The organism is Klebsiella sp. WOUb02, assembly GCF_050058015.1.
In the GTDB taxonomy this organism is placed as follows: domain Bacteria; phylum Pseudomonadota; class Gammaproteobacteria; order Enterobacterales; family Enterobacteriaceae; genus Klebsiella.
On the sequence record NZ_CP170106.1, the window covers coordinates 746,087 to 759,175 of the forward strand.

The following is a 13,089-nucleotide window of genomic DNA, read 5'->3' on the forward strand; positions in this document are numbered from 1 at the left end:
TAAAAAATAACGTGCGCACTGCGCAACGTTCTCTTTTTGCTTTCGGAAAGGAAAAGTATGACTACCTGCACCTCGCGCGCGGCATGGCTGAACCTGCTGCGGCGTCTTCATTTTTATATTGGCCTGTTTATCGGGCCGTTTATCTTCGTGGCTGCGCTAACCGGTACGCTGTATATTGCCACGCCGCAGGCTGGAAAACTGGCTGTATCACGATGCGCTGAGCGCGACACCCGGCGGTGAGAAGCAGCCGCTGAGCGCCCAAATCGCGGCCGCGGAGGCGCTGACTCAGGGAAATCTTCGCCTGCAGGCGGTGCGACCTGCCATTGCCCCCGGCGAGACCACGCGGGTGATGTTCGCCGATCCGCAGCTGGGAGAATCTGAATCCCGGGCGCTGTTTATCGATCCGGTGACCTTACGGGTTAAAGGCGATATGACGGTCTATGGCACCAGCGGTATTTTGCCCCTGCGCCAGTGGATTGATTACGCGCACAGGTCGCTGCTGGCAGGTAATATCGGCCGGCTGTATAGCGAGCTGGCGGCATCCTGGATGTGGGTTGCCGCGCTGGGAGGCATTGCGCTATGGGCAATGACCCGGCCGCGTCGACGCATCAATAATCCTCAGCAAAATACGCGTCGGCTGCATGTTTCTCTCGGCTGGGTGCTGCTGGCCGGAATGCTGCTGTTCTCCGCGACGGGCTTAACTTGGTCGCAGTGGGCCGGGGATAATGTCGATAAGATGCGCGCCGCTTTCGGCTGGCTGACGCCGCAGGTCAATACTCAGCTGCGCGCCGCGATGCCGATGGCCCACGATGCTCATGCCGAACATCATATGGGCAATATGGCGATGCCCGAAACGATGCCGCCTCTGCAGGGGGAGCAGTTTGACCGGGTGCTGACGCTCGCGCGTAGCGCAGGCCTCGATGCCAGTAAGCTTGAGATTCGTCCACCGAAGGAGGCGGGGTTCGCCTGGACGGTGAACGAAATCGACCGGGGCTGGCCGACGCAGGTTGACGCGGTGGCGATTGACGGTGAACGGATGCAGGTTGTTGACCGTACGCGCTTTGCCGATTTCCCGCTGATGGCAAAACTTACCCGCTGGGGCGTCGATTTCCACATGGGGATCCTCTTTGGCCTGGCTAATCAGCTGCTGCTGATCGCTTTTGGCTCAGCGCTATGCGTGATGATTGTCGTCGGGTATCGCTTATGGTGGATTCGCCGTCCGCCGAAGGCGACGTTTAACCCGGCAGGTACGCTGGTGCAGGCCTGGCTTAATCTGGCATGGCCCGCTCGTACGCTCGCGCTGGTGATTGCTGCCCTGCTGGGGCTGGCGCTGCCGCTGATGGGCGCCAGCCTGCTGCTGTGTATTGCCGTTGACTATCTGTGCTGGCGTGCGGCCAGCGCAGCGACGCTCGCCAGCTCAGTAGAGTAAGGGAGTTAAGGCGTGCTGATAACAACCGTAACCCGGCGGTTTTCGGCACGCCCTTTAGCCGTATGTTATGAAGGGAATCATTTGATATTACCGGGAATAAGCAGAAATAAGTGGGAACAGGCGGGAATGCTGGATCCAAAGGGCTGGACGATTTGATACTGAATCTGATGAAAGGACCGCTCCTTGAAATCTATTGATACTAATCAGAAACTGAATTCAAACGTCCAAAAATCAGCTTTAAATGCCGTTCAAAAATTTTAGACTTGGTTAGATGACTCTACCATACCAAACCACTTTCCCGACGATATCGAAATCATTGGGGACATCATTGAGATTTATGGAGAATGGCTCGTAAGCCGGATTGGTGCTTGTGATTCTCAATAATGACCCAGGTAATCTTTGCACTCGTTTAACGATGAGCAGACCATCAATACGTAAAACGTAAATCCCTTCTCTGGGTTCTTTATCTGCATGATTTATGAGAATTATATCTTTATCGTTCAAAACCCCTTCCATAGAGTCGCCATAAACACTTATTACAGATAGTTTAGCAGGATCAGCTTTCAGGTGATTGGTTACCCAATAACGGCGGAACGAAACTGTAAACATGGGTGTCTCTTCATCATTCCATGAGCCATAGCCAGCAGATGCGGACACGTTGTATCGTGGGACAAAGACAAACTCCTCAAGGTCTACGTTGTTACCTTTTACATCTGTAATGCTGGCTGAGCTACCCTGAACGAGAGCCGGTAATTTTGATTCTACCAAATCTCCACCGGTGGAAAGCCATTCAACAGATACACCCCCAGCTTTTGCCAAAGCTATGAGTATGGGGAGTGTGGGATACCCTCCCTCCAGAAGCCTGTTTAGCCCTGAAGCTGAAACGCCAGCAGCCACAGCAAAAGCGTTGTTGCTTTTAAATCTTTCCAGCAATAAACGCAAACGAGAGTGAAAACCTTCGCATCCGAGTTTATTTTCTTGTTCTGGACGATCCAATGCCATGTTAACTCCTCATCCGAGTTGGATTATAACGTACTGATTTTAAATTAATTTATTTATAATTCGCACAAATGAGAAGGATTGTGGTCTCGGATGCTTCAAATTATTGATTTATCCGAGTTGATTTCTTTAGCATTTGCGAATGCCTTTATTCATGATTTCACTAAATGAGCAAAAGTCATGAATAAAAAAAATCAGCAAGTACCCCTAGACTGGCATCGTGCTGACATAGTTGCGGCACTGCATAAACGTGGCTGGTCTCTTCGCGGCCTTTCTGCGCACTACGGTTACAAAACGCCTACCGCCTTAAGCAATGCACTTGATCGAAAGTGGCCTAAAGGGCAGAAAATCATCGCCGATGCGATAGGTGTTCCCCCTGAGGAAATTTGGCCAAGCCGATATGGCAGCGATTTTACCCACTCTTTTGCTCATGTACACAAGTAATTAGTGTAAACGGAGTTTTCTTATGAGCATGAAATCTCATTTTAGCGCTGAAGACCTAGCTCAAATGCATCTGCCTGGGTTGCCAAAAACGTCAAGAAACATACGTGAACGAGCAAAAAAAGAGGGGTGGCTTTCTCAGAAACGCCGGGGTATGGGGGGTGGGTTTGTTTACAAACTGGAGAGTCTTCCTTTAGAGGTACAAGAAGCTATACGCGTTAATCAGATAAAAGAACTAATGAACAGTTCACCGAAAGAGCCGCCTGTCGCTCCTGCTACCGCATCGACTACGCCGGACACCAAAGGTGCCGAGGAGAGCAAAATCACGGTGTACCGCAAATGCCCGGCGCTGATGGAACAGAAGCTGAACGGTCTGACAGCGGCACAGCGCAAGACTGCTGATGCGCGTATGGCTCTGGTCGTTGAAGTGCTGCGCCTCGGAGAACTGCCGGGATACAGCCAGGCAAAAGCTATCCGCGAGATTGTTCGTCAGGCTCAGAGTGGCGAACTGCCTGAGTGGCTGGCCGCAGCCGTCTCTCTGGCAAACGCCAAAAAAGGCACGTCACGGTCACTGAGTGAAATATCACTCAAGCGCTGGGTGGCTGATTTCAATAAAACCCGCTCTGCCGCTGAGCGTCTTCTTTTGCTTGCTCCGGGTAAACGTCAGGTCGTTAAGCCTGAAGAAATCAGATGGTTGCCCGAGTTCCTGAGTTTTTATCGTCGCCCTGACGGTCGCGGTATTCAGGAGGCTTACGATGATTTTGCAACTGAATGGGCTGAGCGTTACCGGGATGATTCGATGATGGCCGCAGCCATCCCTTCTTACGATCAGGTGTGCTATGCCATGAATAAATTACCCGTTGTTGTTAAGCAGAAAGGCCGCATCACCGGCAGCGAGTTCCGTCAGTATGAGGGCTTTGTCCGCCGTGACTGGGAGTCATTACCGGTTAATTACGTCTGGATTGGTGACGGCCACGGCATGAAGATGAAGGTCGCCCATCCTGACCACGGCAACCCGTTCTCGCCGGAGGTGACGTTTATCCTGGATGGTAGCTGCCGCTATATTGTCGGCTGGAGTCTGGCACTGTCTGAAAATGTGATAGCCGTTACCGACGCCCTGCGCCACGGCATTAAAAACCACGGCAAACCGTTCCTGTACTATTCCGATAACGGTGGCGGCGAGACCAATAGTACCTTCGATGCTGAGCTGACCGGTATTCTTCCACGGCTCGGTATCGATCACCGGCTTGGTATCCCTGAAAATCCGCAGGGGCGTGGCATTATTGAGATCCTCAACAAAACGCTAGGGATGCGTATTTCACGCCAGTTCGCCACCTATTACGGCACCGGCGCAGACCGCAGCACCGTTCGTCGCATGACAAAAGCGCTGCAGTCCGCGACGAATGCAGCGAACAAAGGGAAAGAGCCGACGGCAAAACAACAGCAGACCCTGCGCGATCTGCCCTCATGGGAATCGCTGATTGAACACATCGAGGCCGGTGTCGAGTGGTATAACAACCGCCCGCATGAGTCTCTGCCGCGTCGCGGTGATGGTGAACACTTCACCCCGGCACAGTTCCGCCGCTACAAGCTGGAAAAAGAAGCGACAGAAATAGAATGGCTGTCGGATCTGGAGTTGCGTGAGATGTTTATGCCGCAGATAGAGCGAACCGTCAACCGCTGTGAGGTCCGTTTATTCAATAACCTGTATTACTCCGCTGAGCTGAATAACGAGCACGGTAATAAAGTGCTCGTTAATTACGATATTCACGACGCAACCCGAGTGGTTATTCGTCGCCCGGATGGTTCATTTATTTGCGAAGCTGTCTGGGATGGCAATAAACAGCAGGCATTTCCGGTCACTGCCGAATATCACCAGCGTCAGCAACGTATCAAAGGGATGCGTCAGCGCGGCGAGGAGAAAGTCCGCCTGGCCGAGGCCGAGAACGTCCACACCCTGCCAGCTCCGGCAGAGCAGGAATGGCGGCACGGCAACGTCTATCGCCCCAACAGAGGGGCGACACCGGTGGCGCTGGCAGAAATGGAGGAAGCGGAATACAGCGAGGATGAATATCTCAATAAAGCCCTCGATATGCTGGAAAAAAACGAGCGTAAAAGCGCCATTTAATGGCGTTTAAATAAATTCAAATAATGGAGTGAATTATGTCTGAAGTGAATATTACCGATATTCGCGAGGTTCTGCGCAATCTTGCCGCAGAGAAAGGTATCAGTTTCGCTGCCATCGCAAAAGAAATCGGCCTGTCATCCGGTGCCCTCAGTGGCTTTATGAATGAAAAATATGTTGGCGATAACGAGCGTGTCGAAAGTGCGCTTTCCCGCTGGATTGAAGAGCAGCAGTACGCTTCTGAACTTCCTGAAACGCCGGAGTTCATCGAGACCCAGACCGCCGGTCAGATCTGGACGGCGCTGCGTTATGCCCGCCAGATGACCTGCATCAGCATCGTCTGTGGTAATCCCGGCGTGGGTAAAACAGAGGCAGCACGTGAATACTGCCTGCGTAACGATAACGTCTGGATGATAACCGCTTCGCCCTCCAGCTCAAGCATCCTTGAATGTATCACCGAACTGGCTGAGGCGCTGGGTATCGATAAAGCACCACGCCATAAGGGGCCGCTGGTGCGTACCGTTCGCCGCCGTCTCTCGGGGACAAAAGGTCTGATAGTTATTGATGAGGCTGACCACCTCGGTATGGAGGTCCTTGAGGAGCTGCGACTCCTGCAGGAGTCGGCCCGCGTGGGACTCGTGCTGATGGGGAACCATAATGTCTATTCCAACATGACAGGCGTCAGCCGCACCGTCGAGTTCGCGAGGCTTTTCTCGCGTATTGCCAAACGCGTCGCCATCAACAAGACCAAAAAAGCCGATGTGTCTGCTGTCGCTGAAGCGTGGCATATCACCAGTGAAGAAGAGCGCACGTTGCTGCAGGAAATTGCCGCCAAGCCCGGAGCCCTGCGCACCCTCAGCCATACTCTTCGCCTCGCGGCCATGACGGCTCACGGCGCGAAAAAGCCGCTTAATGAGACGTTTATCCGTAAGGCATACAACGATCTCAATCTGGACGTTGATGTTTCAAAGTTATTGCGAGGGTAAAACCATGATTACTGAACGTATTGCTGAACATGTTGGAATGGCCACCGCTGCGCAGGCATGGCTGCAGGCGCGAGGTAGTCATGTTACGGAGATGCGGGTGTGGATGCGCCGCCCGTGCCTGGAAATCACCTGTCCGCCGACTGAACTGGTGAACAGGGCTAATCATCTGATTGAACGCTGCCCCACCGGGACCCGTTCCGTGTGGATGGCCACGCTCGAAGGTTGTCATGTTATCTGGCGTTAAAGAGGAAATCATCATGCCTATAATTATTATTGATATCGTCCTTGAGGATACTTTCGTCGACGGACAAATGAAAAAGGATCATCTCAGTATTAAGCCTCGTATCGAAGGTCATAACAGTGATGCGCCGTCATCAGCGGATCACATTGCGACCATCATTCATAACATGCTTCCGACCGTTATTGAGGCTGCGGGTCAGTATTTCATTCAGGGGTTTAACGAAGCTGGCTCGTCGAAGAATTCTGCTCAGGCCCGGCATCATTTTCGTAAACCGGTTAGTCACTAATGATGGAGGTAAATATGGAAAAGCGCCGTATGTGGACTAAGCAGGAAATTCAGTTTGTCTGTGAGAATGCCGGGAAAATGACGGCACAGGAGATAGGCGAGAAACTAAACCGCACCCGTCAGGCCATCTGCGCACAAGCCAACCGTTGGGGGTTATCCGTTCTGGTTAAACCTGCGGATGACCATGATATCTATCTTTGCCGCGAGCTTTATAAAGAGGGGCTGACCATTCCGGTTATTGCTGAAAAGATGGAATTAAGTCGTCGGGTTGTTTCGAATATTGTTTTTTCAGAATGCTATTAACAGAGGTTATTTATGAATACGGTAAATAAAAATAATGTTTCTGTCGCTAACCTTTATATGAAGTCCCGAGGTGTAACACTGGATGACCGGACGGCTACGTTACTGAACGAAGAAGCTGAGGTCAAAAATGTCAAACCCGGCACATCCTTTTACAGAAGCGTTATGAAGGAGGTTATTTATGTTTCTATGCGGGCGCAAATACGGGCGGATGAGTCCCGCCCGGAAAATACTGGCAGGTCAGTCAAGATAGTCCCACGAGTGCTGAATTTTTTCATACAGCGTCTCGATAAGATCCGTCGTCATATCAAAAGTCGGTGATTCAGGTCGGGTACTGCGCGTTGAGGCGGATATCGCCGTTACTGATAAATGCAGCAGCCAGTTGTACTGCGTGGGCAAAGGCAACGTCTTTAGGAAGGCGGTTATCTTCGGATGACATAGCAAACTTCTTTCTGGTTGGGCTGGAAGAACGAATCAGCCAGTGACGTTAGCAGAAAACAATGATCTACAAACAATCAGTTGAGGAAAATATGAATAAGCCTGACTCTATCCCTGACGGGTATCGCGTCAACGCTCAGGGGCATTTGGTTCCTGAGTCCCAGATTAAACCGCTGGATAAACTGCGTGATGAAGTGGTGCTCGGCATCGTTGAGGCGGCTCGTCTGCAGCGTCAGTCGCTGGTCGAGTTCAAGATCGGCTCTATGGCGAAAATCGGTGATTTTATCGACCTTTCAGCAGCGGAATACGGCGTGGAGTATGGCGGTGCCAAAGGCAATGTCACGCTGGTCAGCTTTGATGGCCGTTATAAGCTGGTTCGCGCCGTAGGCGAGCACCGCATCTTTGATGAGCGCATTCAGGCGGCAAAGAAGCTGATTGACGACTGCATCAGAGAATGGTCTGCCGGGGCTAACGAAAAGATTATGGCGATGGTCGATCATGCCTTCCGCGTCAATAAACAGGGCCGGATTGATATCAATCAGGTTCTGGGTCTCCGCTCACTGAATATTGACGATGCAAAATGGAATGAAGCGATGGACGCTGTGGCCGATGCTATCCAGGTCACGGGAACCAGTCAGTACCTGCGGTTATATGAGCGTCAGGATAATGGCACTTATAAGCAGATATCGCTGGATTTAGCCAGACTCTGAATATTCGTTAATTAACTTTGTTGTATTTCCGGCGTCAGCGCCGTGGGGTTGCTCACGCCGAAAATCAGTAAGGACATATTATGAATCCGAAAACAAAAGGTATTTTTGAGGCTGCGTTTGCTAAATGGGGCTTCGATTCTCAGGTGCTGGTACTGGCGGAGGAAGCCAGCGAATTATCAGCTTCCTGCGTCCGTTTTATTAATCACAAGGCTGGCAGCGATAAAGTGGCCGAAGAAGCGGCAGATGTCGAGATCATGATTGAGCAGCTGCGTCACAACGGGATGGGGCCCATGATTGACCTTGAAAAACATCGCAAAATGAACCGGCTGGCGCAGATTGTGGGTGTGGACTCTCAGCCAGTCAGTCCCTTTGGTCCGTCCGTTCCGGGTCTGCTGGAGGAAGCCAGTGAACAACTGGGGCTGGCTGAGACCCTCTACCGTGACACCAAAACCAGTAACCGCTATGCCGCCGCCCGCGCCCGTATGGCCATCAGTCTGCTGATGCAGGCGGCTCAGAAGATGACGCGCGAACAGCAGTATGCCGAACGTATGCAGGCGGAGGTGAAAAATGTCTGATACCAACAAATACACTTTGATCGAGCTTGACGATGTCCTTCAACAGCACGGGATGCTTGAGCGGATACGTCTTATCGTCAATACCGGCATTGAAAAAGGCTGGTCGGTCACCGATGTGATGAACGTTATTAACCGTGAAATATCACTGATTGAAGCCGAAATTAATTACCTGAACAAAAAAGCCCAGGATGAAATTGTTTATCGTGAGCTTGGTGTGGATGATCTGTCCATCATTCTTAAATCAGATTATGAGCGGGCGTTATTTTTTGCCTGCTGCATCAGGTCTGGACGCCCATAGCTTATTGAAGAGGGAATCTATGAATGTGTCGGCATCATTTGCGAATCGTTCATCTTTATACATGTCTTTGTGCTTATATGCTGAGCGGGTTCTTTCAATGATGTCTTTGGCATCACGCATATCAATGACGCCTTTTTCAACGAGTTTGATCATGATATTGCCTGCGAGCAAAAAGCCAGCGATATCAAAATTATAATCATCAGAAGTATTGGGCATAAAAGTTCCTTTTACTCATAACAATTGCGGCGGTGTTGCAGCACCGCCATTCTTCGGAGGTACGAGCATGAGCCGCACATCCATGATTAAGGTAATCCATATCGCGAGGCGTGATCTACACCTTGACGATGACACTTACCGCTCCCTGCTGGGGGCGGTAGTTCCGGGAAAGTCGAGCTGTCGCGAGATGACCATCATCGAGCTGCAGAATGTGATTCAGGCGCTGGAGGCTAAGGGGTTCAAAAGCAAACCTCTGCGCCGTTCCAGGCGCCGCATGTCAGCTCCGTCAGATGTGAGTCTGAAAATCCGCGCGATATGGAAAACGATGTTTAAAGAGGGTTTTATCCGGGACGGTAGCGATATTGCGCTCGACCGTTTTGTCCAGCGCCAGACCCGTATTCGTAATGGCGGCGCTGGCGTCTCCAGCCTGGAATGGTTGCGCGGTGATGCCGAAGCGAATTTCCTTGAGAGCCTGAAGCAATGGCACATCCGGGCGATGAGAGAGGCCATGTTAGAGCACCATGTCCGGCTCCCTGAAAACCCGGTCACCGGCGAAGAAAGCCGGGACTATGACACAATCTGCAGCGCTTACGCTGACGCAGCCAGAAGGTGGATAAAATGAGTGACGATCTCTTTGGTGATGTGCAGGACGACAGCATTCTTGACCATATCGATGATGAGATGGAAAGTTCTCGCTTCCCATCGTTATTGGCTGAACTGAATGCGTTATTGCGTAAGGAGCTTGAACGCTTTGGGTGTGACCCGCGCCATTCCATTGAACTGGTCGCAGCTATCAGCAGTAAAATCGGTGGGATGCAGATTTATTTTCCTCGCGGTCAGGTGCTGGAGCAGCTCATCAGGGATATGCGTATCTGGCGTGATTTCAAGGGGAATAACATCCCGGAACTGGTTGAGCGCTACCAGGTGACCTACAAAACGGTGTATAAAGCTATCAAGCGAATGCGAAGACTTGAAGTAAGTAAAAGACAATACTCTTTGAATATGGAGTGATAATAATGATTAGTGGTACTTTAATTCACATAGCGTTTGTTGTTTGTTCTTTTTGGGTTTTCTTCGATTGTGTGATACATAAAATCGGGGTTTATGTTCCCGTAACTGGAGTAGAGAAGGGATATCGAAAAGGTTTTTCGCCTGTTGTCTGGGCTATGGGCTGTTTTCTGGTGATTCCATTTATCATATATATGTTTATGAGGGCATCGTTGATTAAAGCTGCAATAACGTATCCAGTGGAAACAGATAAAAGTAGCAACTTTATGATACTGGCTCTTCTGGTGTTAGCACTTTCCCTGTATTCATTTAAAGACATTTTGTTTTAAACAATACATTCTCAAGGAAGCCGGTTAATCCGGCTTTTTTTATGCCTGCCACAATATGAGAAGGAACCCACATTTACCTTCTTCCTTGTAAAAGGTGCAGGCATGACAACATCATTTTCCCCCGCGTTTTTACACGCACTTTCTTTCGTTCTTTCCCGCGAAGGTGGTTATGTTAATGACCCGACCGACAAAGGCGGGGAAACCAAATACGGCATTTCCGACAAGCGCGATGGTCTTGCCGATGGCAAAACCGACGTGGATGGTGACGGCAAACCCGATACCCGAATTAAGGATCTGACCGAAGGACAGTCCGGGCAAATTTATTTCCGCGATTACTGGTATCCGGCTTATTGCTCTGACTGGCCGGACGGCATCTCGCTCTTTGTCTTTGATTCCTCCGTGCAACATGGCACTAAAAAAGCGATCCAGCTTCTGCAGGATGCGGTCGGCGTCACCGCTGATGGCATCGTCGGTCCAAAAACCCGCACCGCAGTAGCGTCTGCAGATGCCGAATGGCTGCTGACCCGCTGTTTTCTGCGCCGTTCCCGCTATTACGCCGAGATCATCAAAGCCAATTCTTCGCAGGGTAAATACCTCAATGGCTGGTTTAACCGTCTCGATGAGCTGGCGAACGCCTGTCAGGAGGTCATCGGCGGTCAGGTCTCGGTTCCCCGGAGCTGAGCATGGGTAAAGGCTGGGATTCATCGTTACTTGCGGGGCGGCGAGACCGCCTTCGTCAGGAGGTGCTTCACCGGATTGCGGGCGGTCCTCCACCCGTTCCACAGGACTACACAGGCTGTGACGGTACTCATGCCAGCCATTACCGCAGGGGCTGGGACTCCGTTGATATAAGAGACATCGTCTGGCAGTGCCAGCGATATAAGGAAAAACATCATGTTTAAATCGTTGAATACCGACTGGCTGAAGCTGGCATTGCTCCGGGTATTTCAGTCCGGCTGGACAGTGGTCATCCTCGTGGGTCTGTCTCTGACGCTCTGTAGTTTCTACGGGCGTCAGGCATTTGTCGTCTGGTGGTTAACGTCCTCCGGCGCTTTTCTGATCGGGGTGAGTATCTGGCTCGGTAATATCCCTTACCGGTTGCTTCAGCCGGGCCGTCCTGCCCGCAAATGGGTGTGTTTCGTGTCGTGGCAAATCTGGGCTTTCGGGGCATTTCTTCTGGCCTTTGCGCCTGTCTTCGCTACCAGTCCGATGGTCATGCTGCTCAATCTGCTCGCCGGTCTGACGGTTGTCATTCTGTACGCCTGGCTGGTTCGTAAGGAGGTAATAAATTGGATCCTGTAACGCTTTCCACCATCGCATCCGTCCTGCTGAAAGCCGGACCCTCTCTGGTTCGCACCGTCGGCGGCTGGTTCGGCAGCGACAGTACCACGGCGAAAGCCGCTGACTCGGTGGCCAGCATTGTCGAGACCGTCAACGGTGCGATTAATCCCGCCGACCAGCAGCGCGTTCTGGAGCAGAAGCTGGCGCAGCTGCCACCCGAGCAGCTTGTCCAGCTGGAGGGCCTCAAGGTACAGCTGCAGCAGATCCAACTGGAACGGGAGAAAGCGCAGATGGCCGACCAGCAGGCTGCGCACCACGAACAGCAGGAAACCATCCGCAACGGTGATAATGCCACGGACGAATATGTCCGCCAGACCCGACCATTGATGGCCCGTCTGTCACTCTACAGCAGCATTGCCTATGTGTTTTTCATGTCTCTGGGTCAGCAGGCTGGCGCGGTGGCCGGTGCTTTCGGTCATGCATTTTCGATGCCTGCGCCGGACTGGGATATCGCGCTGATGCTGGCGACCCCTGCGCTGGGCTATCTGGGTTTCAGGACGCTGGACGGTTTCGCCCGGTACAGCAAATCCAGCAAACACAAGGTCATGGTGAGTAAATGACTAAAGCATTTGATCGCGCCAGCGACCTTGAAATGGAAGAGCGCGAACGGGCCTTAAACAACCATTTAAAGCGGGTTAAAGAGCTCCCGGAGAATTACGGATTCTGTAACGACTGCGGTGCGGCGATTCCGGCAGCTCGACTTAAGGCGCTCCCGTATGTGGCGACCTGTGTCACCTGTCAGTCCATCAGAGATATCAGGGGGAAGCATGGGCTGGGAAATTATTAAGGGCAACTGGGCGATCATCTGGGCGCTGTTTATGTCGGCAGTGAACGTCATTCAGCTCCTGCTGGCCAAGACCTACGTCAAACGCGAGGAGCTGGAAATGATGCGTACCCGTCTGCAGAGCATTGAGAACACTATCGCCGGGCTCCCCAACCAGAAAGACCTTCACCAGCTGCGACTGGAGATGAGCAACCTGCGGGGCGATTTGCGCGAACTGGGCCCGGCGATTCGCCAGGTGAAACACGTCAGCGATCTGCTTCTGGAAAATGAGCTGAAGGAAAAATAAGAGGTGACTATGCGTGACATTCTCGACCAGGACCAGCGCCTGGTTATTCTGCGATCCCTTGTCGAATGCGGCGACAGTGCCAACGAGTCGATTCTGCAGACCTGCCTGCAGACGTATGGTCATCGCGTTCCCCGCGATACCGTGCGCACGCATCTGGCGTGGTTGCGTGAGCAGGGTCTGGTCAGTCTGACGGATGTTTCCGGCTGTTATGTGGCGGAAATCACCGGTCGCGGTGATGACGTCGCCAGCGGTCTGGCCACGGTTCCGGGGGTGAAAAAGCCCCGCGCGAGGGGGTAAT

The 13,089-nt window shown here is 52.0% G+C and carries 21 protein-coding genes and 1 pseudogene; 20 read left to right on the forward strand and 2 right to left on the reverse strand.

Translation table 11 applies throughout. From position 1 onward, the window contains the following. The first annotated feature begins 57 nt into the window (after window positions 1-57). A pseudogene (locus ABOC21_RS05770) lies at window positions 58-1,429 on the forward strand (PepSY-associated TM helix domain-containing protein). Between the two features lie 267 nt (window positions 1,430-1,696). Here the strand turns inward: ABOC21_RS05770 and ABOC21_RS05775 are convergent. After that, on the reverse strand, window positions 1,697-2,431 hold the full coding sequence (locus tag ABOC21_RS05775) for a LexA family transcriptional regulator (RefSeq protein WP_426812237.1): 735 nt from the start codon (window positions 2,429-2,431) through the stop codon (window positions 1,697-1,699). Between the two features lie 177 nt (window positions 2,432-2,608). Between ABOC21_RS05775 and ABOC21_RS05780 the strand changes: the two genes are divergently transcribed. From ABOC21_RS05780 to ABOC21_RS05820, 9 genes are all read left to right on the forward strand, one after another. Further along, window positions 2,609-2,872 carry a helix-turn-helix domain-containing protein gene (locus ABOC21_RS05780; protein ID WP_426812238.1) on the forward strand — a complete coding sequence of 88 codons (264 nt, stop codon included), beginning with the start codon at window positions 2,609-2,611 and terminating at the stop codon, window positions 2,870-2,872. A gap of 22 nt (window positions 2,873-2,894) precedes the next feature. After that, the gene (locus ABOC21_RS05785; RefSeq protein WP_426812239.1) at window positions 2,895-4,997 is read left to right on the forward strand and encodes a Mu transposase C-terminal domain-containing protein; all 2,103 of its coding nucleotides are present in this window, start codon (window positions 2,895-2,897) and stop codon (window positions 4,995-4,997) included. A gap of 35 nt (window positions 4,998-5,032) precedes the next feature. Then, window positions 5,033-5,980, forward strand: a complete 948-nt coding sequence (locus ABOC21_RS05790; RefSeq protein WP_426812240.1) for an AAA family ATPase — start codon at window positions 5,033-5,035, stop codon at window positions 5,978-5,980. Window positions 5,981-5,984: 4 nt separating this feature from the next. After that, the gene (locus ABOC21_RS05795; protein WP_049083275.1) at window positions 5,985-6,224 is read left to right on the forward strand and encodes a hypothetical protein; all 240 of its coding nucleotides are present in this window, start codon (window positions 5,985-5,987) and stop codon (window positions 6,222-6,224) included. 13 nt (window positions 6,225-6,237) lie between these two features. Then, window positions 6,238-6,507 (forward strand): hypothetical protein, encoded by a 270-nt coding sequence (locus tag ABOC21_RS05800; protein ID WP_426812241.1) that lies wholly within the window; start codon window positions 6,238-6,240, stop codon window positions 6,505-6,507. Window positions 6,508-6,521: 14 nt separating this feature from the next. Further along, a complete protein-coding gene (locus ABOC21_RS05805) occupies window positions 6,522-6,809 on the forward strand; it encodes a hypothetical protein (protein WP_426812242.1) in 288 nt (95 codons plus the stop codon). A gap of 527 nt (window positions 6,810-7,336) precedes the next feature. Beyond that, a complete protein-coding gene (locus tag ABOC21_RS05810) occupies window positions 7,337-7,954 on the forward strand; it encodes a DUF3164 family protein (RefSeq protein ID WP_426812243.1) in 618 nt (205 codons plus the stop codon). An 80-nt stretch (window positions 7,955-8,034) separates the two neighbouring features. Beyond that, on the forward strand, window positions 8,035-8,529 hold the full coding sequence (locus ABOC21_RS05815; RefSeq protein ID WP_426812244.1) for a hypothetical protein: 495 nt from the start codon (window positions 8,035-8,037) through the stop codon (window positions 8,527-8,529). After that, window positions 8,522-8,827: a hypothetical protein gene (locus ABOC21_RS05820; RefSeq protein WP_426812245.1), complete on the forward strand. Its 306-nt coding sequence runs from the start codon at window positions 8,522-8,524 to the stop codon at window positions 8,825-8,827. The genes ABOC21_RS05815 and ABOC21_RS05820 overlap by 8 nt, the downstream gene beginning before the upstream one ends. On the opposite strand, the gene ABOC21_RS05825 is transcribed toward ABOC21_RS05820, so the two are convergent. Beyond that, entirely contained in the window at window positions 8,789-9,043 is a 255-nt protein-coding gene (locus tag ABOC21_RS05825) for a hypothetical protein (protein ID WP_426812246.1), read from the reverse strand. The genes ABOC21_RS05820 and ABOC21_RS05825 overlap by 39 nt on opposite strands. Before the next feature lie 67 nt (window positions 9,044-9,110). Here ABOC21_RS05825 and ABOC21_RS05830 point away from each other — a divergent pair, with 67 nt between their 5' ends. The 10 genes from ABOC21_RS05830 (at window position 9,111) to ABOC21_RS05875 (ending at window position 13,088) form a co-directional block, all read left to right on the forward strand. Next, the gene (locus ABOC21_RS05830) at window positions 9,111-9,665 is read left to right on the forward strand and encodes a gp16 family protein (protein ID WP_426812247.1); all 555 of its coding nucleotides are present in this window, start codon (window positions 9,111-9,113) and stop codon (window positions 9,663-9,665) included. Next, complete coding sequence (locus tag ABOC21_RS05835) at window positions 9,662-10,054, forward strand: Mor transcription activator family protein (protein ID WP_426812248.1); 393 nt, start codon at window positions 9,662-9,664, stop codon at window positions 10,052-10,054. Before ABOC21_RS05830 ends, ABOC21_RS05835 begins: the two co-directional genes overlap by 4 nt. A 5-nt stretch (window positions 10,055-10,059) precedes the next feature. Continuing rightward, complete coding sequence (locus tag ABOC21_RS05840) at window positions 10,060-10,380, forward strand: hypothetical protein (protein WP_426812249.1); 321 nt, start codon at window positions 10,060-10,062, stop codon at window positions 10,378-10,380. A 102-nt stretch (window positions 10,381-10,482) separates the two neighbouring features. Continuing rightward, window positions 10,483-11,061, forward strand: coding sequence for a glycoside hydrolase family 108 protein (locus ABOC21_RS05845; protein ID WP_426812250.1), 579 nt, complete (start codon window positions 10,483-10,485; stop codon window positions 11,059-11,061). A gap of 2 nt (window positions 11,062-11,063) precedes the next feature. Further along, on the forward strand, window positions 11,064-11,282 hold the full coding sequence (locus ABOC21_RS05850) for a hypothetical protein (RefSeq protein ID WP_426812251.1): 219 nt from the start codon (window positions 11,064-11,066) through the stop codon (window positions 11,280-11,282). After that, window positions 11,275-11,682, forward strand: a complete 408-nt coding sequence (locus tag ABOC21_RS05855; RefSeq protein ID WP_426812252.1) for a hypothetical protein — start codon at window positions 11,275-11,277, stop codon at window positions 11,680-11,682. Before ABOC21_RS05850 ends, ABOC21_RS05855 begins: the two co-directional genes overlap by 8 nt. Next, the gene (locus tag ABOC21_RS05860) at window positions 11,670-12,281 is read left to right on the forward strand and encodes a hypothetical protein (protein WP_426812253.1); all 612 of its coding nucleotides are present in this window, start codon (window positions 11,670-11,672) and stop codon (window positions 12,279-12,281) included. Before ABOC21_RS05855 ends, ABOC21_RS05860 begins: the two co-directional genes overlap by 13 nt. After that, on the forward strand, window positions 12,278-12,508 hold the full coding sequence (locus ABOC21_RS05865) for a TraR/DksA family transcriptional regulator (RefSeq protein ID WP_426812254.1): 231 nt from the start codon (window positions 12,278-12,280) through the stop codon (window positions 12,506-12,508). Before ABOC21_RS05860 ends, ABOC21_RS05865 begins: the two co-directional genes overlap by 4 nt. Then, window positions 12,489-12,791, forward strand: a complete 303-nt coding sequence (locus ABOC21_RS05870; protein WP_426812255.1) for a DUF2730 domain-containing protein — start codon at window positions 12,489-12,491, stop codon at window positions 12,789-12,791. Before ABOC21_RS05865 ends, ABOC21_RS05870 begins: the two co-directional genes overlap by 20 nt. 9 nt (window positions 12,792-12,800) lie before the next feature. Next, window positions 12,801-13,088 carry a VpaChn25_0724 family phage protein gene (locus ABOC21_RS05875; RefSeq protein ID WP_426812578.1) on the forward strand — a complete coding sequence of 96 codons (288 nt, stop codon included), beginning with the start codon at window positions 12,801-12,803 and terminating at the stop codon, window positions 13,086-13,088. The last annotated feature ends 1 nt before the right edge of the window (window position 13,089 follow it).